The 21,335-nt window shown below is 33.4% G+C and carries 26 protein-coding genes; 25 read left to right on the top strand and 1 reads right to left on the bottom strand.

Annotated elements, in window-relative coordinates; genetic code table 11:
• Positions 1-11 precede the first annotated feature (11 nt).
• From P2W75_RS19340 to P2W75_RS19270, 15 genes are all read left to right on the top strand, one after another.
• Positions 12-596 (top strand): NUMOD4 domain-containing protein, encoded by a 585-nt coding sequence (locus P2W75_RS19340; protein WP_207295344.1) that lies wholly within the window; start codon positions 12-14, stop codon positions 594-596.
• Between the two features lie 442 nt (positions 597-1,038).
• Entirely contained in the window at positions 1,039-2,427 is a 1,389-nt protein-coding gene (gene lpdA, locus P2W75_RS19335) for a dihydrolipoyl dehydrogenase (RefSeq protein WP_207295343.1), read from the top strand.
• 158 nt (positions 2,428-2,585) lie between these two features.
• The gene (locus P2W75_RS19330; RefSeq protein ID WP_276381729.1) at positions 2,586-3,587 is read left to right on the top strand and encodes a hypothetical protein; all 1,002 of its coding nucleotides are present in this window, start codon (positions 2,586-2,588) and stop codon (positions 3,585-3,587) included.
• 115 nt (positions 3,588-3,702) lie between these two features.
• Entirely contained in the window at positions 3,703-4,260 is a 558-nt protein-coding gene (locus P2W75_RS19325; RefSeq protein ID WP_276381728.1) for a hypothetical protein, read from the top strand.
• 189 nt (positions 4,261-4,449) lie between these two features.
• A complete protein-coding gene (locus P2W75_RS19320; protein WP_276381727.1) occupies positions 4,450-5,403 on the top strand; it encodes an SPFH domain-containing protein in 954 nt (317 codons plus the stop codon).
• Positions 5,403-5,645, top strand: a complete 243-nt coding sequence (locus P2W75_RS19315) for a hypothetical protein (protein WP_276381726.1) — start codon at positions 5,403-5,405, stop codon at positions 5,643-5,645. Before P2W75_RS19320 ends, P2W75_RS19315 begins: the two co-directional genes overlap by 1 nt.
• Positions 5,646-5,656: 11 nt before the next feature.
• On the top strand, positions 5,657-6,616 hold the full coding sequence (locus tag P2W75_RS19310) for a hypothetical protein (RefSeq protein WP_276381725.1): 960 nt from the start codon (positions 5,657-5,659) through the stop codon (positions 6,614-6,616).
• Between the two features lie 27 nt (positions 6,617-6,643).
• Entirely contained in the window at positions 6,644-7,612 is a 969-nt protein-coding gene (locus P2W75_RS19305) for a DUF6620 family protein (protein ID WP_276381724.1), read from the top strand.
• Between the two features lie 138 nt (positions 7,613-7,750).
• On the top strand, positions 7,751-8,500 hold the full coding sequence (locus tag P2W75_RS19300) for a DUF2314 domain-containing protein (RefSeq protein ID WP_276381723.1): 750 nt from the start codon (positions 7,751-7,753) through the stop codon (positions 8,498-8,500).
• A gap of 132 nt (positions 8,501-8,632) precedes the next feature.
• Positions 8,633-9,142, top strand: coding sequence for a YgcG family protein (locus P2W75_RS19295; RefSeq protein WP_207295334.1), 510 nt, complete (start codon positions 8,633-8,635; stop codon positions 9,140-9,142).
• A gap of 178 nt (positions 9,143-9,320) precedes the next feature.
• Positions 9,321-9,965 (top strand): suppressor of fused domain protein, encoded by a 645-nt coding sequence (locus P2W75_RS19290; RefSeq protein WP_276381722.1) that lies wholly within the window; start codon positions 9,321-9,323, stop codon positions 9,963-9,965.
• 20 nt (positions 9,966-9,985) lie between these two features.
• Entirely contained in the window at positions 9,986-10,384 is a 399-nt protein-coding gene (locus tag P2W75_RS19285) for a hypothetical protein (RefSeq protein ID WP_276381721.1), read from the top strand.
• A 91-nt stretch (positions 10,385-10,475) separates the two neighbouring features.
• Positions 10,476-11,378, top strand: coding sequence for an arginase family protein (locus P2W75_RS19280; protein WP_276381720.1), 903 nt, complete (start codon positions 10,476-10,478; stop codon positions 11,376-11,378).
• A 108-nt stretch (positions 11,379-11,486) separates the two neighbouring features.
• On the top strand, positions 11,487-11,918 hold the full coding sequence (locus P2W75_RS19275; RefSeq protein ID WP_276381719.1) for a GNAT family N-acetyltransferase: 432 nt from the start codon (positions 11,487-11,489) through the stop codon (positions 11,916-11,918).
• A 15-nt stretch (positions 11,919-11,933) separates the two neighbouring features.
• Positions 11,934-12,323, top strand: coding sequence for a DUF1801 domain-containing protein (locus P2W75_RS19270; protein ID WP_276381718.1), 390 nt, complete (start codon positions 11,934-11,936; stop codon positions 12,321-12,323).
• A gap of 35 nt (positions 12,324-12,358) precedes the next feature.
• Here P2W75_RS19270 and P2W75_RS19265 read toward each other — a convergent pair whose 3' ends face one another.
• Entirely contained in the window at positions 12,359-14,866 is a 2,508-nt protein-coding gene (locus P2W75_RS19265; RefSeq protein WP_276381717.1) for a M14 family zinc carboxypeptidase, read from the bottom strand.
• Positions 14,867-15,048: 182 nt separating this feature from the next.
• Here P2W75_RS19265 and P2W75_RS19260 point away from each other — a divergent pair, with 182 nt between their 5' ends.
• The 10 genes from P2W75_RS19260 (at position 15,049) to P2W75_RS19215 (ending at position 21,334) form a co-directional block, all read left to right on the top strand.
• Positions 15,049-15,588 carry a DUF2975 domain-containing protein gene (locus tag P2W75_RS19260; RefSeq protein WP_276381716.1) on the top strand — a complete coding sequence of 180 codons (540 nt, stop codon included), beginning with the start codon at positions 15,049-15,051 and terminating at the stop codon, positions 15,586-15,588.
• 2 nt (positions 15,589-15,590) lie between these two features.
• Positions 15,591-15,797, top strand: coding sequence for a helix-turn-helix transcriptional regulator (locus tag P2W75_RS19255; protein ID WP_053471727.1), 207 nt, complete (start codon positions 15,591-15,593; stop codon positions 15,795-15,797).
• Between the two features lie 164 nt (positions 15,798-15,961).
• Positions 15,962-16,411 (top strand): L-lactate permease, encoded by a 450-nt coding sequence (locus P2W75_RS19250; protein WP_276381715.1) that lies wholly within the window; start codon positions 15,962-15,964, stop codon positions 16,409-16,411.
• Positions 16,412-16,576: 165 nt separating this feature from the next.
• Positions 16,577-16,990, top strand: coding sequence for a 3-hydroxyacyl-ACP dehydratase FabZ family protein (locus tag P2W75_RS19245; protein WP_207295326.1), 414 nt, complete (start codon positions 16,577-16,579; stop codon positions 16,988-16,990).
• A gap of 155 nt (positions 16,991-17,145) precedes the next feature.
• Positions 17,146-17,631, top strand: coding sequence for an SRPBCC domain-containing protein (locus tag P2W75_RS19240; protein ID WP_276381714.1), 486 nt, complete (start codon positions 17,146-17,148; stop codon positions 17,629-17,631).
• A gap of 122 nt (positions 17,632-17,753) precedes the next feature.
• Positions 17,754-18,647: an SDR family oxidoreductase gene (locus P2W75_RS19235; RefSeq protein WP_276381713.1), complete on the top strand. Its 894-nt coding sequence runs from the start codon at positions 17,754-17,756 to the stop codon at positions 18,645-18,647.
• A gap of 12 nt (positions 18,648-18,659) precedes the next feature.
• Positions 18,660-19,574 carry an AraC family transcriptional regulator gene (locus P2W75_RS19230; RefSeq protein WP_276381712.1) on the top strand — a complete coding sequence of 305 codons (915 nt, stop codon included), beginning with the start codon at positions 18,660-18,662 and terminating at the stop codon, positions 19,572-19,574.
• 8 nt (positions 19,575-19,582) lie between these two features.
• On the top strand, positions 19,583-19,795 hold the full coding sequence (locus P2W75_RS19225) for an ArsR family transcriptional regulator (protein WP_276381711.1): 213 nt from the start codon (positions 19,583-19,585) through the stop codon (positions 19,793-19,795).
• 74 nt (positions 19,796-19,869) lie between these two features.
• The gene (locus P2W75_RS19220) at positions 19,870-20,238 is read left to right on the top strand and encodes a nuclear transport factor 2 family protein (RefSeq protein WP_207295321.1); all 369 of its coding nucleotides are present in this window, start codon (positions 19,870-19,872) and stop codon (positions 20,236-20,238) included.
• Between the two features lie 49 nt (positions 20,239-20,287).
• On the top strand, positions 20,288-21,334 hold the full coding sequence (locus tag P2W75_RS19215; RefSeq protein ID WP_276381710.1) for a serine hydrolase: 1,047 nt from the start codon (positions 20,288-20,290) through the stop codon (positions 21,332-21,334).
• Position 21,335 lies beyond the last annotated feature (1 nt).

The raw sequence follows: 21,335 nt of genomic DNA, 5'->3' as shown, positions 1-21,335 counted from the left end.
GAAAAAGAGCTATGCCACACACACGATTTTATCCTGATGAACAATTCAAAGAAATAGAAATAAACGCATCATTGCAGCTTAAATATGCCATTTCAAACAGAGGCCGATTAATTAGTTTTACAGACGAAATTGAAAACGGACGAATCCTAAAAGGAGGTTTAAGCGATGGATATCCAACTTTTAGATTTAAAGTCAAAAAAGACGACAAAATCATCAATAAATATTTGTTTCTCTACAAATTAGTTGCCCAATATTTCATCCCAAAAGATTCTGAAGATCAAACCTATGTACTTCATTTAGATTATAACAGAAGTAACGACGACGTAAAAAATTTACGCTGGGCAACCAAACAAGAAATGATGGCCCACAGTCGCAAAAGTCCGCGTGTAATTCAGGCGAAAAAAAACCTGATCGAACACAACTTAAAAGCCGACGGCAGAAAGTTAACCACCACAAAAGTGATGCTTATTAAAAAAATCCTTTCAAGACCAGAACAAAAAACCCGCTTAAAAATGATTGCCAAACAATTCGGCGTAAGCGAAATGCAGATCCGTAGAATTGCAAGCGGAGAAAACTGGGGACACGTGAAGGTTTAATTTTGTTGATAGTTTTTGGTTGATAGTTGATGGACCAATCATAAATTACAATTCATAAAGCTACAGATTATTAGCATTAACACTGATTTTTAAAATCATTTTAATCCTTATAATCTGTGGCTTATTTTTTTTCAGCAAAGACTAACCCAATTAACCAACAATCAACAATCAACAATCAACCAAAAACTATCAACCATCAACCATCAACAATTACTCACCAAATCCCAAAAATTACTTCACAATTCATAATTTACAATTCACAATTACTTCGGTTTCTGTGAAAAGACCAAAGTCTGTATCGGTAAAAACAAATTTAAAGGCGTTCATTTAAAATAAATCCTTAAATTCGCAATCACAAATAACAAAAGAAATAAAATCGAAAAATGAGTTTCGGAATTGTAAAAAATTCATTTTTCGGTAGCTAATACTAAAACCCAAAAAAATGAAATACGACGTTATTGTTTTAGGAAGTGGTCCCGGAGGATATGTAACAGCGATTAGAGCTTCTCAATTAGGCTTTAAAGTAGCTGTAGTAGAAAAAGAAAATCTTGGTGGAGTTTGCCTTAACTGGGGATGTATCCCAACAAAAGCATTACTAAAATCAGCTCAGGTTTTTGATTATTTAAAACACGCTTCTGATTACGGATTAAAAGTTTCTGAATTCGATAAAGATTTCCCAGCAGTTATTCAACGCAGCCGCGGTGTAGCTGAAGGAATGAGCAAAGGAGTTCAGTTCTTAATGAAAAAAAACAAAATTGACGTTATCGAAGGTTTTGGAAAACTAAAACCAGGAAAAAAACTTGACGTTACAGACAAAGACAATAAAGTTACTGAATATAGCGCTGACCACATTATCATCGCAACTGGAGCTCGTTCTCGCGAACTTCCAAACTTACCACAAGACGGTAAAAAAGTAATCGGATACCGTCAGGCAATGACATTACCAGAACAGCCAAAATCTATGATTATTGTTGGTTCTGGAGCAATTGGAGTTGAGTTCGCTCACTTCTACAACTCAATGGGAACAGAAGTTACTATTGTAGAATTCATGCCAAACATCGTTCCTGTAGAAGACGAAGACATTTCTAAGCAAATGGAACGTTCTATGAAAAAAGCAGGCGTAAAAATCATGACAAACTCTTCTGTAGAAAAAATTGACACTACAGGAAACGGAGTAAAAGCAACTGTAAAAACAGCAAAAGGAGAAGAAATTCTTGAAGCTGATATTGTACTTTCGGCAGTTGGAATCAAAACAAACATCGAAAATATTGGTTTAGAAGAAGTTGGAATCGCTGTTGACCGAGATAAAATCTTAGTAAACGCTTACAACGAAACCAACATTCCAGGATACTACGCAATTGGAGACGTTACTCCAGGTCAGGCTTTAGCTCACGTTGCTTCTGCTGAAGGAATTAACTGTGTGGAAAAAATCAAAGGTTTACATGTTGAGCCAATCGATTACGGAAACGTTCCAGGTTGTACTTATGCAACTCCAGAAATCGCTTCTGTTGGTTTAACCGAAAAACAAGCAAAAGAAAAAGGTTACGAATTAAAAATTGGTAAATTCCCATTCTCAGCTTCTGGAAAAGCAAAAGCTGCTGGAGCTGCTGACGGATTCGTAAAAGTAATCTTCGATGCTAAATACGGAGAATGGTTAGGATGCCACATGATTGGTGCTGGTGTTACAGATATGATTGCTGAAGCAGTTGTAGCACGTAAACTAGAAACTACTGGTCACGAAATCTTAAAATCGATCCACCCTCACCCAACTATGAGCGAGGCTGTTATGGAAGCTGTAGCTGATGCTTACGGCGAAGTAATTCACTTGTAAAAATATACAATGTAAAAACGAATACGTTTTTACGGAGTTATATATAATTTTCAATTTATAAAAATCCGATTTGCGAAAGTGAATCGGATTTTTTTATGGAAATGAATTTCTTAATCTTTAATAATCAATTCCTAATTTGTAATACAAAACTTATATATTTGCAAAAACTATATTTAATTATGAATTCAATATACAGTTTAGATACTCTTCAAGAACTCAAAGAATATCTAGAAAAACAAGATCAAAAATCATTAAGAGAAGAACTAATTAATGAGTTTTTAAAATTTGCAGAATATAAGAATGTAAGTGATTGGAACAATGCAGTAAAAATTTGCGAAAGCCTTGCCATAATTGGATGGGGAGAACATGAACCATTACAAGCTGTAAAAGGAATGTTTTTTAACGGAAATCCAGAAACCTATTTTATAAACAAATTTCGTGAACCAAGATTTGTAGAGGCTATATGGTCAAAAAGAAAAGATGGCTTCACAATGGAAAAAGGCAGAACATCCTATTTTGAAAGTCCAATGTTATCTAAAAAAAAGACAATTCTAAATGAATATAATGTTCAAGAAGATATACAAGATTTAATTTTAGCCAATCAACGAAATTGGATTCCTAAAAATCCTATTTTAATTACACGTACAATTAGTAATTGTTATGAAAATTCTAAATCAGTTATTGAGAGCATAGATAAAGAGCTTCAACCTGAATTAGACTTAAAGATGAAACCTGAAAAATATGGTACAGCTATTAATCAAATAATATTTTCATGTTCTTATAGCTTTCATGACAACAATTCTTGTAAAACAAATTACATTATTGCTGATGAAAGTTTGAAATTAAAACAAAAAGATTTTTATCCGGAACTACTCAAAATATTTTCAAAACAAGAGATTGAAAAGAACGGATATTTTCTAAGAAACCGATACGAATATGGTAATTTCAATTCTGAAAAAGGAAAAATAACAAATGAAATAAAGTTTGAAAAAGAGTTAAGCGATCTGAATTATATTCAACAGAAACAGACTATAGCTGAACATATTTCGATTTCTTTAAATACAACAATTGAGAAGCTTAAGAAGAAAAAAATCATTTATGATTTTGAAAGTATGCGAAATGATTTCTTAGAAATTTTAACAAAGTGGAAATCTAATTAAATTTATAAAAATCCGATTTGCGAAAACAGGTCGGATTTTTTTGGATACTTAGAATGTTTATATAAAAACTACAAATGAATAGTAGTAAAAAAACCATATTTAAATTCATTAAAGAATGAAAGACATCATTAAAAAAAATGCAGATAGAAAAAAGGTTATTATTCTTTTTGTTCTAACAAACATAATTTATTCAATTATGCTATTTATTACTATTCCAAAAGTTATGCAATACACGAATGGAAGTAAATTATTAGACATGATGCCTTTTGGGTACAATTCTGAATATGTGAATTCGCTTTTGAGTATTATGGGCACAAAAGGTAGAAGCGTATACTTATATCAGCAAATACCATTAGACATGATATATCCCTTGTTATTTGCTATAACTTACTCAATTCTTTTCACTTACATACTAAGAAAACTAAACAAGCAAGAATCTTATTGGTTTCCCATCTCCTACCTTCCTATCTTTGCAGGCATTTTTGATTATTGTGAAAATTTAGGAATAATAACACTCTTAAATACCTACCCTCACAATTCAGTCTTGATTTCACAAATTACCAGTATCTGTACAATTTTAAAAAGCTGGATCACAACAATTTTCTTTATCGCCTTACTTATTTCATTAGTAATTTTTATAGTAAAAATCAGTACCCAAAAAATTAATTCATAGATATAGAAAAGCATTTTTTTATAAATATTTAATTAAAAGTAAATTACTCAATTTTTAATTAAGAATTTTATGATATAATGTCGAATTTATTAAATTTTAGTAAATAAAAAATTGTTAAAAACTTGACATAAAAAAGCTTTTTCGTCGTGCTAAAATTCTTATTTTTATTCCTTATAAATAAGCAAAGTGATGAAACTACCTTTTATAGAAATAATCGAAGCCACGACAAGCGATCCTAATTTATTAATGTGGAAGTTTTATGATGAAGATAAAGAAATTAAAAACGGAGCCAAACTTACCGTACGCGAAAGCCAGCAGGTAATGCTTTTAAATGAAGGACAACTTGCAGATGTATACCCGCCGGGACTTCATACTTTATCTACAGAAAACGTTCCTATTTTAAGTAAACTTAAAGGCTGGAAATACGGTTTTGAAAGCCCTTTTAAAGTTGATATTTACTTTTTCAACACACATCAATTTATCAATAACAAATGGGGAACTCCCGCTCCTATTCTGCTAAACGACCCACAATTCGGACAAATCAGAGTAAGAGCCTTTGGAAGTTTTGATATAAAAATTGTAGATGTTGCCAAATTCTTCCGTCAATACGCGGGAACCTACCAGCAGCTTACCATTTTTGAATTGCAAAACCAATTACGAGATTTTGTTGCACCCAAATTTGGAGAAGTGCTGGCTAATGAAAATATCACCGTAACTGATGTTGCTGGAAACATTACCCAATTAGGACAAAAAATCGAACCTTACTTAAAACCATATTTTCTTCAATTCGGGATTGAATTAACACAATTTGTAATCACAAGTGTCACTTTACCGGAAGAAGTAACAGCACATTACGATAAAATCACCAATATGAATATGGTAACCGATATGGATAAATTTACCAAATTCAACACAGCAACCGCAATTGGCGATAAAGGAACAGCGCTTCACGATGCTACACAAAATGCATTGAGTATGGGAATTCTTTTAAATCAATTACAGCAAACAAAAGAAACGCCTAAACAAGAAACTCAGGACGATTTAACTTCTAAACTTCAAAAATTAAAATCGTTATTTGATGCCGGTTTAATTGATGAAGACGAATTCAAATCTAAAAAAACAGAATTATTAAGTCAATTATAATGGAAGAGAAAAAAGTATCATCATTTCTTGACAGACTCAAAGAAAAAGCACAAAACCAGTCTAATTACGGCGGCGAAACCGAAATCAACGACGCCCAAATGAAACTGAAAGATTGTCCAAATTGTGGTGCTGGAAGAGCAAAACAAGACGGCTTAACACATTGCGCCTATTGCGGATTTGAGTTTTTAAATGTAAAACTTACTGACGGAGTATATATTAAAAAAGAAGATAATTCCATTTAAAATCCTATAACGTGTTCGGACTATTCAAAAAATCAAAAAACAACGAAAAAAAAGAAATCCAAAAACAGGAATCACTTCCAGATTGGTATGCTGAACTTCAAGAAGCGCAGCAAAGATGGTTTTCTTTTTCAGAAAAACTAGAAGCCAAAATGGAAGAACTGGCAACCGCTGCGATTCCAGAATTAAAACAGGTTTTACAAGATGACGAAGATCTTTACAAGAGAACCTTTCACAGAGTATATTCGGGTGTAATGGGGCAGCTAAACAATATTAGAGAAAAAGCCAGAGATACTTACGAAGAAAAAATAGACAGCATATACTACGATCTTGATGCAAGAATTTCTGTTTTAGACAAAAACCATGATTTAATTTCAGATTTCAGAAGTGCTTGTTCAGACCGTCACGAAGAGTTTGAAAACAAATACAATTATTGGAGAAAACAAATTGAAAAAGCTCAAGAACGCGATCTGGAAATCGAATACAAAAAGATTCTGGACGAATTTGAAACGGTAAAAGATAAATTCAGCTGTACACAATGCGGAGGTAATCTTACCATCGATAAAATCTTTTTAATAGAAACCTACATTTCGTGTCCGTACTGCCAGACGCAAAATACTTTTGCACCAAGTACACAAGCTCGAAATCTGCAGAATATTGCCAGAGGACTTGCAGAACAACGTACAGCGCATCTGTATGAAGAATACGAAACAGAATACAATCGAGAAAGAGAATTATACCACGAGCGCCACGAATTAAGTATAAGTAAAATTCACGAATCAGATAAAAAAGTGCTGAGTGAAATTCAGGCAAAAATGGACGAACTCGAAGAACAAAGACAATTCGTGATTAAAAATGCTCCAAAACTGCATCAGGTTTACTTAAGAGCCATGTATGACGAATGGAACAAAATCACACCGGATTTAAAAGAACACAACGAAAAAATGTATCAGAATCAATTAAACAATTTATAATTTATTAACCCTCTTAAGAATAGAACAATGTTTAAAAAACTTTTCGGATCTCTAACTGGAGACAACAAAAAAGAAACTCAGAACCACTATGAGCAGCCTGAAACAGCAAATGACAATTATGAAGAAGATGATTACGATAATGGATATCAGGAAGTAGAATACGATCCAGAAACACTGCACGGTACTCATTATAGCGTTGAAGATTTTGATGCAGAAGTTGCTAGAAGATCTGAAGCTTGGATTCAGGATGAGCGCGACAGTGGTGAGAATCTAGATGAGAAAGATATTCAAAACATTTATTTTAACTACAGAAGAACAGTTTACACAGAATGGAACAACTGCGATTCTGATCAAATGATTCGTTTTGAACATGCGAATTCATTAAAATACAGCGGCATTCAAACTTCTGGTTTTGTAAAAGTAGACGATAACAATCCGTATCTTGAGCCGGTTCACGGTGTAGATTTAAGAACATACACCGCTATGTGTCTTAAAATAAGTGCAGGAGTTGATTACCTTGAAGTTTGCAAAGCAATGGGATTTGAACCTGCAATCTGGGAAGAATTAAACACAATCTGGCCTCAGCGTATGGGTGAAGATACTTCGTTTACGGTAACTACTTTATTCGGACAATATTATGCTGAAAATGTAACCGTTCCTCAATTAGAAAACGTAAAAGCTGAAATTTCTGCTGAAGGACAAGCTAATCTTGACAGACTTAAAACAGATCGTTACTTCTATGAAGAACTTGCTGGAGCTAGACAAGCTGCTTACGAATATGGACTTGACGGCGCGCAGTGGATTTTGGATAACTTTGGAATCAATCTTGCTGATTTCCAATCTGTAGCAATGCAATGGCTTACAGAACAAAACCAAAACTGGAATTCTGCTGATATTACAGAATATCACGATTACCAGCAGGCAAAACAAAAAGAATACGCTGCAAAATTTGCTGCAGAACAAGGCGGAAACATTGCAGATGATGTGAATTTCTAATAGAAATTCTTTTTCTATAATTATTTAAAAATCCGACTGTATACTTTACAGTCGGATTTTTAGTTTATAATAAAAACATAAAACCTTTATTATTTTGTAATAAAAATAATACATTTGAAAAATTTTAAATATATAATAATGGAAGAAAATAAAATATTTTTTGCTGACGGAGAAGACCCAAAAATGATTGCAGCCTATCAAAAAGCTCAAGAAACCTTTAAATATTTCTGGAGGGAACTTTCTTGGGAAAACCGTCGTATAATTCCAGCTCTTGATGTTGCCTGTGTAAAACTGGCTTTCACTCAGGAAATCGACGGCGAAACAATTGTAGAACATATGTGGATTAACGATATAGGTTTTGATGGAGAAAAAATCTACGGTGTTTTAGTAAACGATCCTAATGACCTTACCAATGTACAAAACGGTGATGAAATTGAAATCCCAATCAATCAAATCAGCGACTGGTTATTTGCAGCAGATGGCAAAACGTATGGAGGTTTTACTATTCAAGCGATGCGTTCTGAAATGAGCGAAGAAGAAAGAAATGAACATGATGAAGCTTGGGGTATGGATTTTGGTGATTACGATGATATTCAGGTGGTTTTTGAACAAAAAGAAAAACCAGAAAACCTTGTTGAACACCCAATGAGCAAAAACATGAAAGAAAGTCTGATTGATTTTCTAAAAAACAATCCAGACGAAATAACTTCACAAGATCCGTCTGGTTATACTTTTTTACACAAAGAAGCCATTGCCGGAAATGGTACTTCAGTAGAAATTCTTTTACAATCTGGTGCAGATAAAACCCTCAAAAATCATTTGGGAAAAACGGCATTCGATTATGCAAAAGAATTAAAATGGGAACATTTACTGCCTTTGCTTCAATAATAAACAGAAAAATCCGACTGACTTTTTCGCAGTCGGATTTTTTATTTCAAAACTAAAAACTAACCTTTTTTTTCATCTGTTTAAAACAAAGAATATGTTACTTTTGCTCCACCAAATCTAATTCTGCATAGAATGAAAAAATTATTCTTTACGCTTATACTGTTTTCATCAGTTCTTTTATCTGCCCAAACTAAAAATGATACTGATTTTGCTGCCGATTTAAAAAATACATTTGCAAAATCAACTGACTGTGTTAACGACTTCGAAAAAATCTTGACACCAGCTGAAGTTCAATCCTTAAATACAACTTTAAGCGCTTTTGAAAAGAAGTATATATACAAAATTGTAATCATCACAACACCTTCGTACAAACCATTTAATTCCTTTGAAGAATTTGCAATGGATATCGATAAATTTCTTTCTAAAGATCCGAGGCTAGATCCTACTCTGCTTATTATGGTTAGTAAAACATTGAGACAAATCCAGGTCCTAAGTGTCGATTTTATCAAATACAAGTTAAACAACGAAGAAACACAAAACATTGTCAGTACGTATGCAGTTCCTGAATTAAAAAAGGGAGATTATTACAAAGCACTTGAATTGGCTTCAAATGAATTCATGAAGAAATTACAACCAAATTAAATGCTTTGATACGATTATAAATACGCAATCCGGTTTGAAATTCAAATCGGATTTTTTTGTTAAATATTTTTTAAAAACAAATTTCGGTTATTAAAATCGTAGTAAATACTTTACTTTTATTTTTGATTAGAATTTAAAAAACTGTATTTCAGCAATTAAAAAATAAGGACAAATACAAATGACACTAGAACAATATAAAAAAGAATTTTCAGAAGATGATGCGGTTGGGTGGTTGGAAATAGACAAAGAATTTGATCATCTCTATCCAAATCAAGAACCTAAACATTTTGCTCCACCACTTCCATATATGCTCGGAGGAGAGGATCCACTTGACGGAATAAGTTATTACGAAAGCAAAAAACAAGAAGATCATTATCATTTTATTACTTACGGATTCTCTGAGTTATATTACAATGAAGAAAAAGTAAACGGAGAATTCAGTAAATGGGGATTTGAACTTACTTTCAGATTAAAACCATTTGATGCTGATAATGGAAATCCGACTTGGGTAATTTCAATGTTGCAAAACATTGCTAAATATGTTTTTAAAAGTGGTAACTGGTTTGAAGAATTTCATTATATGCCTGCAAATGGTCCTATTCGTCTAGAAACCGACACTGATATTACTGCTATAGTCTTTGTAAACGATCCTGAAATAGAAAAAAAACAAACTCCGCACGGAGAAGTTTCATTTTTACAAATAGTAGGCCTAACCACACAGGAATATGAAGATATCAAAGCGAATCCCGAAATAAGAGAAGAGTTGGTAAACAAATTAAAAGAGAATAATCCTTTACTAATTACAGATTTAAATAGAAAATAGTTTCTTAAATTTCGAAAAACATGGCAAATACGTTTTATTCTTATTCAGCTTACATAACTCCATCTTCAAATGCAGATATTACAGTTTTAAAGGATTATCTTGAAGATTTTTATCAAGAAGAAAATCCTGAAATTTTACTTTCCGACAACGAAATAAAAATAACCTTTGATGATGAATATAACTTTTATATTTATTTAGCAACGGAAGAACATGTCAATCAAGAAGCCTTAGAAATTGCTGATGATTTGGAAACAGATTTCAATGAAAACCTTTATGATAAAGAAAAATTAAAAGCCTCTAAAAAGAGATTTGAAATGTGGGGAGATCCTGATTTAGATATGGATTATTTCAATGACAGTCTTTTTATAATACAACAAATTGAAAAATTTAACGACATTATCATTTTCCAAAATATGTAATACCACAACCAAAGCAATTCTTTTTTTTGAATGTTAAAAAGCTTTTCAAAGTCTTCATTTTTGATAACTTTATATTCAAAAAAATAGGATTATGAAAGAAATATGCATTGTAGAATTCCCTTCTAATCTGGGTTTAAAAGAACCTCAGCCGGGAAAACAGCCCGGCGTAAACCGTCTGCCTGAATGGCTGTCGAGACATAATCTGCATAAATCCATCAATCCAAAAAATATTCTTACCGTCGATCCGCCGAGATATTCCAATCAAAAAGATCCCGAAACCCAAATACTCAATGCCGCTTCTCTCATCGATTACGCAAGAGAACAAGCTTATTTCATAAATAATTTACTGAGCCAGAATAAATTTCCATTTATTCTGGGCGGCGACTGCAGCATTCTGCTTGGTCCGGCAATAGCTTTAAAACAAAAAGGAAATTACGGCCTATTTTATCTTGACGGCCACACTGATTTTATGGATGTTTCTTTGTCCCAAACTGGAGGCGTAGGCGGGATGGCCGCATCGATTGTTACTGGAAACGGACCTGAAAAACTAACTAACATTTTTAATTTAGCTCCTTACATCAAAGAAGAAAATCTCTGGTGTGTGGGCAATCGCGAATATGATGATGAATACGAAAACGAAATTAGAAAGTCACAAGCGACTTATGTCAGTCTTTCTGAACTCCGTAAACAAGGCATAAAAAACTGTGCTGAAGCCTTTCTTTTACAGATACAAAACAGAAATCTCGATGGTTTTTGGCTTCATATAGATGTTGATGTTTTAAACGACTCCATCATGCCGTGCGTTGACAGCCGAACTCCAGATGGACTGACTTACGAAGAATTTAACGAACTTACCTCTATCTTATTTCAAAGTCCAAAACTCAGCGGACTTGAAATTACCATTCTTGATCCCGATTTAGACCCAACTGGGCAATACACAAAAGAATTTGTTTCTAACCTTACCAACACTTTCAATAATTATTTTAACCGCTGATAATAAAATAACATTACTATTCAGCTTTTTAAGTTACTTTTACTACTCACAAATACCATTTTAGTTTAAGCTGAGAAAGTGCCGATTGATTGGAAAATTTAAGAATACATGAAAATAACCGAAGCCGGAAAAAATGATCTTGCACCTTTACGAAAGTTATTTTTAGAAGAACGAAAAAGAACTTTTTCATGGCTTGATACATCAGAATTTCAATTAGAAGATTTCGATAAACAAACACAGGGAGAATTCGTTTTAACTGCTTTTATAAATGATATTCCTGCTGGATTTATTTCAATCTGGATGCCGAATAATTTTATTCATCATTTGTATGTCGATCATAAACATCAGGGAAAAAATATTGGAACTGAATTACTGAAAGCGGCGAATGAAAAAGCAGCATTTCCGCTTACTTTAAAATGTCTTGAACAAAATACAAAAGCGGTTGAATTTTATCTTAAAAAAGGATTTATCGAAAAGGGAAAAGGCGAATCGCCAAACGGAACTTATATTTTATTTCAGTTAAACCGAGAAATAACCTAGTTTACATTTAAAGTTATGAATTCAGAAATAAAAGCATACAACGACTCAAAAAGTCCAGAAGACAAAAAAATATGCGATATCTTAAGCACAGAAATTAATCAATTTCTTCAGGAAGCCGAAAGCAAAATCTGGCACAGCCATCCGGTTTGGTTTTTAGATGGAAATCCTGTTGCTGGTTACAGCAAACAAAAAAATGCTGTCAAATTGTTATTCTGGAGCGGACAATCGTTTGAAGAAAATGATCTGAAGAACGAAGGAAGCTTTAAAGCAGCTGAAAAAAGTTATACTAATTCTGACCAAATCAATATTGAAGATTTAAAAAGATGGCTTGAAAAAGCAAGACAGATTCAATGGGATTATAAAAATATTGTAAAGCGCAAAGGAATTTTAATTAGGTTGAAATAAAAAATGCTCTTCAGATTATGAAGAGCATTTTCTTTTTAATGAACTAAGAAAAGTGAATTGCTAAAAAGCAAAATTCCGTTTTCCCAAAATCCTCTAAAAAGCGGATTATCCATCATATAAATAACATTTCCATCGCCACGTTTCTCGACTGCAAAACTTACTGTTTCGTTTAATTTCTTTTTAATATCATTTCCCACAAAACCATAACTGATATATTCTTTTGGAATATAAACTGCATTAATAGCGTTTTTTAAAAGAGAATACGATCTTTCGTTGCTCTTTAAACTAAAATACGAATTGCCCAAACCAAAAGCCAGCGGATATGTTTTATCCAGTTTATTCTCGATTATCGCACCCGGAATCGAACCCGAAATACCTCGTCGTTCTATCCCTTCAAAATCTAAAAAACGTTTTTTGAGTTCAAGTTCTTTTTGTTCCTTTTCTGATTTTTCTTTGTCTTCCTTGCTGGCAAACAAACTTAAGGCATAACCTTCACGATCTTCAAATAACGATATAGCATTGCTCATAGCGATTACTTTTCCACCATTTTTAATCCAGCCGTCGATTTCTTTTTTCTGGTCTTCAGATAAATCATAAGTACCGTCTGAAAGAATCAAAGTATTGTAATTGTATAATTTTACTCTGTTGAAATTCGACACTTCCACAATACTGACAGGATAACTAATCGTTTCATCAAAATAAAACCAATTGGCGCCAAACTCTGTCGAAACAATTCCTTTTCCAGATAACATTAAAACTTTTGGAGCTTTTAAAAGTTTAAAGTTTTCACTTCCAATATCTTTAGAATTCGTAGAAAAGCCAGTTGTGATAAACGTATAATCAGTTTTTACTTTGACAATATTGCTTACTGTTTTTTCAAAATCAGCCAGTTTTGGATTATCAGCTCGGCTTATAATCAAACCTCCTGGTTCAACGGTAAGTTCACCAAAAACAGCTTTTTTCATTGCCGAACGAACTTTAATATCCGCCTGATGCAGTGCCGAAAGTACTTGAATCGAAACCCTGTTATTCCAAGGAACATAAAATGCATACACACTCGCAGGAACTGTTTTTTCAGCAGTTTCAATTTTCGCTTTTGTTTTTACCGAAAGATTATTTTTTACAGCATAACCTTCAATTCCGTAAGCCAAAGGCAATGCCCAAGCCGTAATATCATACGATAAACTATCATTTAATTTCTGATTTGGTTCGAATAAAACCTGTGCCAGAACCGATCTCGGCTGATCGGCTTTAATAATCAAATCATTCGGTTCGATTTTAAAACTCTCATTTTTCTTATTCTGATAATGAAATCCCGAAGCACCTGCAGAAGCATCGGCATAACTAAATTCGATATCATTTTTCTTCAGTAATTCAGTAAGCTGTTCCAGTTTTGGATTGCTTTTTAAAACATACATATTGTAAATTCCTTTTGCTTTTTTACGCGAATTGACATGAAAATCTCGGAATCCTTTTAAAAGAATCTCTCTTTTTTCTGCTGCACTTTCTACCACTGTCAGAACCGCTGTTGCATGATGTGTCAATCGGTCTTTAATAGTTACGTTGACACCATTTTCCATTGTAACTTCACGTCCGGCACCTATTCCGCCCTGCTCTAGAGTCAATCCTACAGCGCCGTTATAAGTCGGATATGTATCGCCATAACTTGGGTAAAACAAATCAAAACGTTCTCTTGTATTGTACATCCAGTTTTGTTTGTCGAATTTCTGTGAAATATTTTTTCCTAATTCGTTATGAAAATCTTTTTGATACTGTTCTATAAACTCATGCAGAGGCTCAGCTGCAGGCGGGAAAAAATACGGCGAATTATAACTCATTTCATGTACATCAGTATGAACTTGGGGCATCCATTGATTGTACATTTTAATACGCTGCTGGGATTCAATTTGTGTCTGCCAAGCCCAATCACGATTCAAATCGAAAAGATAATGATTGTATCTTCCACCCGGCCATACTTCCATGTGTTCCCTATCATATAACCCCGGATGTGTTTTTTTTCCTGAAATTTCTCTCAGCCAATTTCCATATCGCGAATATCCATCGGGATTAATACATGGATCAAGAATTACGATAGTATTTTGAAGCCATTGTTTTGTGGTTTCATTCGATGGATTTAAAAGTTCATACGCAACTGTCATAGCACTTTCGGTTCCTGCAAATTCATTTCCATGAACATTGAAACTCAGCCAGACGATTATTTTATCATTTACAGCAGCGGGTTGTGAATCTGAAAGTCCAATAGAAGCCAGATTGTTAATCCTGATTTGTTCTAGATTTTTCAAGTTTTCGGTACTCGAAATAAAATACAGATTTAAATCGCGCTGCTCATTGGTCATGCCATACTTCTGTTTTTTTATCAAAGCCGAATTCTCCGTTAGATAATCAAAATAATTTTCTACCTCATGGTAATAACTTATTTGTTTTCCATAATTAGGGATAAACTCCGACGGTGATTTTAACTGCGCCCAAGCAGAAATTGTAAAAGTTACGAGAAATAACGCTGCGTAAAGTTTTTTTATCATAATAGGTTTTTGGTTTGCTGTTGGTTAAAAATAAGAATTAACTTCTACATATTTGAAAGCATCACCAAATAATCATACACCAGCTTGTTAATTAATAAAATTTAATCAATAAAAAATAAATATTTATTGATAAACAATAAATTTTTATATATTTGTAATCTAATTTTCTAAATCAAAAAACGATGTCATCAAAACCAAATTTCATTTTGAAGCTCCTGAATGTTATCTCATGGATTGCTTTTATTGGGCTTTGTATTAAAGCCGGAACTCTTATCGTATCTTACGGAGTGAGTATGTTTATAAACGAAGTGGGTGCCAAAAATCTACAGCTTGGTCTGGATTTATCGCATTTAAAAGCATACGACGTTATCGATTATTCGATTATGGTTTTCTGCCTTACTGTGATTACGATTTTTGAAGCGCTGGTTTTTTACTGCGTTATTCAAATTTTCTTAAAGATTAATTTTATTAGTCCGTTTCATGAAACGATTGGAAAACTAATTGAGAAAATGAGCATTTTTGCCTTTTTTGCGGGTATTTTAAGTAATATTACTTCAGAATACTCGGCAAAATTTACCACATTTGGAGTGCAGCTTCCCAACTTAACGGAACATATTGGTTTGGGCAGTGCATTATTATTTTTTGCCGGAATTTTATATTTCATCTCACAACTCTTTGCGAAAGGAATCGAACTGCAAAAAGAAAACGACTTAACGATTTAAATATGCCTATTATAGTAAATCTGGACGTGATGATGGCAAAACGAAAAATGTCATTAAACGAACTCTCTGAAAAGGTAGATTTAACCTTATCCAACCTTTCTATTTTAAAAACCGGAAAAGCAAAAGCAGTACGTTTTAGTACGCTCGAAGCCATTTGCAAAGTTCTAGAATGCCAGCCTGGCGATATTTTAGAGTTTGTAGAAGAATAACCTAATTAAATTTTATTTGTATTTTAAAGAGAACTTTTAAGTTCTCTTTTTTATTTATTCCAAAATTTCGGGACAAATTCAAAATTAGAGCGACTAAAAGTAATAATATTCTTATAATTAATTAAAAAAGATTTATTTTTGCCTTCAAATTCTAATATTAAAAAATGGAAACAGAAACTGCAGAAAAATCTAATTTTCAAGAAATACCAGATAGAAAAATTTATTCACAGAAGGCAATACGAGTTGGTACATTTTTAGGAGGTCCTTTTGTCAGCGCATATTTTTTAACCGAAAACTTCAAAACTTTTAATGATTTCGACAAAGTCACTAAAACTTGGTTAATTACTATAATTACTGCGGTTATTACTTTTACAATTGCAAGTTTAATTCCGGAAGACATTAATTTCCCTAATATAATTTTTCCCCTAATCTATATGATGATCGCTGGGTATTTTACAAAAAAATATCAAGAAAAGGATATCAACGAACATCTCAAAAATGGTGGGGAAGAATTTGGCTGGGCAAGAACAATTGGAATCTCAATACTAGCTCTTATCCCAACTTTTGTTTTTCTATTTACTTTAGTATTTATAATTTCATTACTTAAAGTATAATCCCTAAACCAATTAATTTTGTTTGCAAAGCAATCGAAGGATTTTCTAATTTAAAGAAATACAATAAAATAGCCTGATTTGAAAGTTAAATCAAGTTTATGTTTCGCAATCTCTGCCCTAAAATCCTTATAATTTGCCTATATTGCAAAAACAAAATTACAACTCATGGTACAAAATATTGAAAGCCTGATTCCCCATAGGGCTCCATTTTTATTTGTAGATGAAATAGCATCATACACTAAAGAGACGATTATTGGATTTAAAACTTTTGACGATAATGACTATTGGCTGAAAGGCAGTTTTCCTGATCTTGATTATATTCCCGGAACCATTCTAATAGAATCTATGGCGCAATGCGGCGGCGCAGGTGTAAAACTTCTAGGTGTTACCGATGGAATATTTGGTTTAGTAAGTATTGAAAGTGCCGAATTTTTTGCAGGAGCTAAATTTGGAGATAAAATAAAATTTGTAGTAGAAAATCTCCGCTTAAGCGAAAAAATCATCAAACAACAAGGAACAGCATACATTGAAGATACTGCTATTTTAAAAGCAAGCTGGATGTGTGTGAAAATATCATAATTCAGACTAAGCACGAAAAAAAGTAAAAAGTCTGACGTCAAAAATCTAAAATTAGAAATCTGTCTGAAACACACCTTACAATTGTCTTTTTAGCACCCTAACGTATTGATTTTAAGAATGTAAATTTGTGTATACAAATCGTAAAAGTCATCAAAATGAATGCATTAGATTTTACCACAGCATTTACAACCGATAAATCTCCAGAGAAAGTTTTTGAAGCCGTTACCAATGTACGAGGCTGGTGGTCAGAAGAAATCGAAGGAAACACAGCCCAATTAAACGATCAGTTTGATTATCATTATGAAGAGGTCCATCGCTGTAGAATAAAACTCATCGAAGTAATTCCCAATAAGAAAGTAGTTTGGCTCATCGAACAAAACTATTTCAATTTTACAGAAGACAAAACTGAATGGACAAACACCCATCCTACTTTTGAAATCACCGAGAAAGATGGAAAAACCGAACTTCGTTTTACCCATTTTGGTTTGGTTCCTGATTACGAATGCTTTAATATCTGTAGAGATGCTTGGACCAACTATATTCAAAACAGCTTGAAAAAACTCATTGAAACTGGAAAAGGCGAGCCAAATGCAACCGGAAAACCTCAAACCGAAAACGAAAAAAAATTATCCAAAAGCTAAAAAACTTAGAATCTAAGTATCTCAGAACCTTAGCATCTTAAAAAAAGACTACACCATTCGTAGATTTGGATAAAATAGGTCGCTAAATGATATACAACTTTGTAATATCAAAAAATAGCGATATGAAAATTACAATCACAGGTTCTTTAGGGAACATCAGCAAACCATTAACCAAAGAGTTAGTGCAGCAAGGACATTCAGTAACTGTAATTGCCAGCAGTACTGAAAGACAATCTGAAATTGAATCTCTTGGTGCTTCCGCAGCGATAGGTTCTGTAAACGATGCCGAATTTTTAACGAAAACTTTTACCGGAGCAGATGCGGTTTACTGCATGATTCCGCGCGCCAATTACTTCGATCCAAATCTAGATCTGGATGCGTTTACCCGTCAGATTGGGAATAATTATGCCGAAGCCATTGCAAAATCGGGAGTAAAACGTGTGGTGTTTTTAAGCAGTATTGGAGCGCATTTAAAAGAGAATTCAGGAATTATCCAGCGTTACAACGAAATTGAAGCCGTTCTAAATCAACTTTCAGATGTTGCGATCACTTTTATGCGTCCAACTTCATTTTATTATAACCTGCTTCCTTATACATTCATGATAAAATCACAAGGAAGTATTAATGCCAATTACGGAGCCGATGAAATGATTCCGTGGGTTTCACCAAACGATATTGCCGAAGCCATTGCCGATGAAATCACCACTCCGCTTGACGGAAAAAAAGTACGCTATGTAGCAAGCGAGGAACTTACAGGACATGAAACTGCCCGCATTTTAGGAGAAGCAATCGGTATTCCAGATTTAAAATGGAATTTAATCAGCGATGAAGAAACTTTACAAGGATTGGTTTCTGCCGGAATGCAGCCTAAAATTGCAAAAGGTTTGGTTGAAATGTATGCCGCACTTTACAACGGTATTTTAGGTGAAGATTATTACCGCAACCGCCCTTCGATGGGAAAAACAAAACTGGCAGATTATGCCGCAGAATTTGCTTCGTTTTACAATCAAAATTAAGTAACTTTAACTATGGCAAATCAGCAACCTCTTAGATTCAAAACTATAAGCGAATTCCACCAGTTTCGGGATTTGCCTAAACCTGAACATCCTTTGGTGAGCGTTTATAATTTTGAAGATTTAAAATATCTGAATGAAGAAGAACCTAAAAGTCTCATTCTTGACTTTTATTCTATTGCGCTGAAAAGAAATGCCAATGCAAAAATGCGTTACGGCCAGCAGGAATATGATTTTAATGAAGGCGTTTTAATGTTTATTTCGCCGGGACAAGTTTTTTCCATAGAAGGTAATTCCGAAATGAAACACACAGGATGGTCATTATTGATCCATCCTGATTTTTTATGGAATACAGCTTTGGCACACAAAATCAAACAGTACGAATATTTTGGCTATGCTGTCAATGAAGCGCTGCATCTTTCTGAAAAAGAAGAAAATATGCTTATTGATATTATCAAAAACATTCAGCAGGAATACCAGTCGAATATTGATAAATTCAGTCAGGACGTTATTATTGCCCAAATTGAATTGTTTCTTACCTATGCCGAACGATTCTACAACCGACAATTTATTACTAGAAAAATAAGCAGCCACCAGATTCTTGCACGTCTTGAAAAACTACTGGAAGAATATTTTAACGATACTGTTTTAATTACAAAAGGACTTCCTACAGTACCCTATATTGCCGACAATTTAAATGTCTCCCCCAATTATTTAAGCGGATTATTAAAACTACATACTGGTCAGAGCACACAGCAGCACATTCACAATAAATTAATTGAAAAAGCCAAAGAAAAACTTTCGACAACCCAATTATCTATCAGTGAAATTGCTTTCGAACTGGGCTTTGAACATCAGCAGTCTTTTAGTAAATTGTTTAAAACAAAAACCAATATTTCACCTTTAGAATTCAGACAATCTTTTAATTAAAAATTATTATGACTAAATTATCAGAAGAAAAACCAGCCAAAATGTGTTACGAACACATTGGTGGTAAATTAGGACAGTTACTTGCCGTAACTTTTGCAGAAAAGGGCTGGATTGCTAAAAAAGACCGAGCAGATAAACATTTTTATATTACTAGTTTAGGAGAAAAAGAATTCTCAAAACTGGGTTTGGATATAAGTCAAATAAAATCCGAAAAAATATAAAAATCCCGCTTTTATTTAATTGAAAAAACTGCCTTTAAATTTCATAACTTAGTTTGCTCTAAAACTTTTAAAGTATGACTAAGAAAGAAATTACCCAAAACTTCCTGCATCTTTGTGCCAGTGGACATTCACACGAGGCTTTCCGACTGCATACGGGAGAAAATTTCAAACACCACAATGCCTATTTTAAAGGTGATGCCAATACTTTAATGCTGGCGATGGAAGAATCTGCCAGAAAAAATCCAAATAAGATTTTCTCCATACATAATATCTTAGAAGATGGAGATTTAGTTTCTGTTCATTCCCATCTCAAACAAAACTCTGATGATCTTGGTTTTGCTGTAGTTCATATCGCTAGATTCGAAAACAACAAAATAGTCGAACTCTGGGATTTAGGACAGCCAATTCCCGCTGAAACCATTAACGAAAACGGAATGTTTTAGTTTAATGGTGAATTGTTAATTATAAATTATTTAGATCGATCATAATCAAATGAATTCAATTTTTAAATTTTCTTATCTTTTATTGCTATTATCTATTCTTTCTGGTTGTCATTCTTCGGCACAAAAAAAAGATACGTATACTTCAAAAATTGACAGCATTATTCAAAATAGTACTTCTCCCGTTTTTAATGGCGTGATTCTTATTTCTAAAAACGGAAAAACACTATATTCTAAAGCGAAAGGATTTGCCAATTTCGAGACTAAAAAACCTTTAACAACAGATTCTCAATTTGAAATCATGTCGAACAGCAAATTGATTGCTGCCACCATGCTTTTGCTCGAAGTAGAAAAAGGCAATGTCGATTTAAATTCTCCTATCAAAAAATACCTTCCAGAATTGACACAAAACTGGGCAGATTCGGTTACAGTTCACCAGCTTTTAAATCATTCGCACGGAATTGTCGATTTGCAAAAACCATTGGCTTTTAAACCCGGAACGGATTATAAATATGGAAATCTAAGTTTTAATCTGGTCGCCAAAATTGTAGAATTCAGCACCAAAAAGAAGTATTCTGAAGTGACAGCAGCGCTTTTTAAGAAACTAAAAATGAACCATACTTTTTGTTATTCAAAAGATAAAACCCAGAATCTCGCAACTGGGTATTTTAATGATAAAAACACATTGCAGCCCGTTACCACAAGTCAGATTACTCCTGAAAGTTTGGGAGCAGACGGCATTATTTCAACCGCTTCTGATTTAGCAATTTGGAATAATAATCTGCATAAAGGCAAAATCCTGAAACCAGAATCGTACAAACTAATGACGAAATACACGATTCTATCGCAGCATAATTTCTTCGGAAAAGAAAAAGAAGGCTATGGTTACGGCATCAGGATTATCGAAAAAGCACCTGTTAAATATCTTGGACATACGGGATTAGGAGATGGATTTTCTTCTGTAAATTTATACTTCCCTGAAAGTGATATCAGTTTGATTGTTTTGGAAAATCAAATGAATGAAGATTCGAATTTGTATTATGCTTCCGAAGCTAAAATCAAAGACATTCTATTAGGAAGCGAAGTATTAAAAAAATAAT

The sequence above is a fragment of the Flavobacterium sp. H4147 genome (assembly GCF_029360735.1).
Classification (GTDB): Bacteria; Bacteroidota; Bacteroidia; order Flavobacteriales; family Flavobacteriaceae; genus Flavobacterium; species Flavobacterium endoglycinae.
This window is presented reverse-complemented; position numbering and strand designations above follow the sequence as displayed.

Coding starts and splice junctions, on each gene's coding strand:
- P2W75_RS19250 (WP_276381715.1), top strand. CDS start 15,962: ATGGAAACAGAAACTGCAGAAAAATCTAATTTTCAAGAAATACCAGAT.
- P2W75_RS19255 (WP_053471727.1), top strand. CDS start 15,591: ATGCCTATTATAGTAAATCTGGACGTGATGATGGCAAAACGAAAAATG.
- lpdA (WP_207295343.1), top strand. CDS start 1,039: ATGAAATACGACGTTATTGTTTTAGGAAGTGGTCCCGGAGGATATGTA.
- P2W75_RS19325 (WP_276381728.1), top strand. CDS start 3,703: ATGAAAGACATCATTAAAAAAAATGCAGATAGAAAAAAGGTTATTATT.
- P2W75_RS19295 (WP_207295334.1), top strand. CDS start 8,633: ATGAAAAAATTATTCTTTACGCTTATACTGTTTTCATCAGTTCTTTTA.
- P2W75_RS19280 (WP_276381720.1), top strand. CDS start 10,476: ATGAAAGAAATATGCATTGTAGAATTCCCTTCTAATCTGGGTTTAAAA.
- P2W75_RS19285 (WP_276381721.1), top strand. CDS start 9,986: ATGGCAAATACGTTTTATTCTTATTCAGCTTACATAACTCCATCTTCA.
- P2W75_RS19230 (WP_276381712.1), top strand. CDS start 18,660: ATGGCAAATCAGCAACCTCTTAGATTCAAAACTATAAGCGAATTCCAC.
- P2W75_RS19225 (WP_276381711.1), top strand. CDS start 19,583: ATGACTAAATTATCAGAAGAAAAACCAGCCAAAATGTGTTACGAACAC.
- P2W75_RS19275 (WP_276381719.1), top strand. CDS start 11,487: ATGAAAATAACCGAAGCCGGAAAAAATGATCTTGCACCTTTACGAAAG.
- P2W75_RS19305 (WP_276381724.1), top strand. CDS start 6,644: ATGTTTAAAAAACTTTTCGGATCTCTAACTGGAGACAACAAAAAAGAA.
- P2W75_RS19290 (WP_276381722.1), top strand. CDS start 9,321: ATGACACTAGAACAATATAAAAAAGAATTTTCAGAAGATGATGCGGTT.
- P2W75_RS19245 (WP_207295326.1), top strand. CDS start 16,577: ATGGTACAAAATATTGAAAGCCTGATTCCCCATAGGGCTCCATTTTTA.
- P2W75_RS19265 (WP_276381717.1), bottom strand. CDS start 14,866: ATGATAAAAAAACTTTACGCAGCGTTATTTCTCGTAACTTTTACAATT.
- P2W75_RS19315 (WP_276381726.1), top strand. CDS start 5,403: ATGGAAGAGAAAAAAGTATCATCATTTCTTGACAGACTCAAAGAAAAA.
- P2W75_RS19270 (WP_276381718.1), top strand. CDS start 11,934: ATGAATTCAGAAATAAAAGCATACAACGACTCAAAAAGTCCAGAAGAC.
- P2W75_RS19260 (WP_276381716.1), top strand. CDS start 15,049: ATGTCATCAAAACCAAATTTCATTTTGAAGCTCCTGAATGTTATCTCA.
- P2W75_RS19235 (WP_276381713.1), top strand. CDS start 17,754: ATGAAAATTACAATCACAGGTTCTTTAGGGAACATCAGCAAACCATTA.
- P2W75_RS19220 (WP_207295321.1), top strand. CDS start 19,870: ATGACTAAGAAAGAAATTACCCAAAACTTCCTGCATCTTTGTGCCAGT.
- P2W75_RS19300 (WP_276381723.1), top strand. CDS start 7,751: ATGGAAGAAAATAAAATATTTTTTGCTGACGGAGAAGACCCAAAAATG.
- P2W75_RS19215 (WP_276381710.1), top strand. CDS start 20,288: ATGAATTCAATTTTTAAATTTTCTTATCTTTTATTGCTATTATCTATT.
- P2W75_RS19240 (WP_276381714.1), top strand. CDS start 17,146: ATGAATGCATTAGATTTTACCACAGCATTTACAACCGATAAATCTCCA.
- P2W75_RS19320 (WP_276381727.1), top strand. CDS start 4,450: ATGAAACTACCTTTTATAGAAATAATCGAAGCCACGACAAGCGATCCT.
- P2W75_RS19340 (WP_207295344.1), top strand. CDS start 12: ATGCCACACACACGATTTTATCCTGATGAACAATTCAAAGAAATAGAA.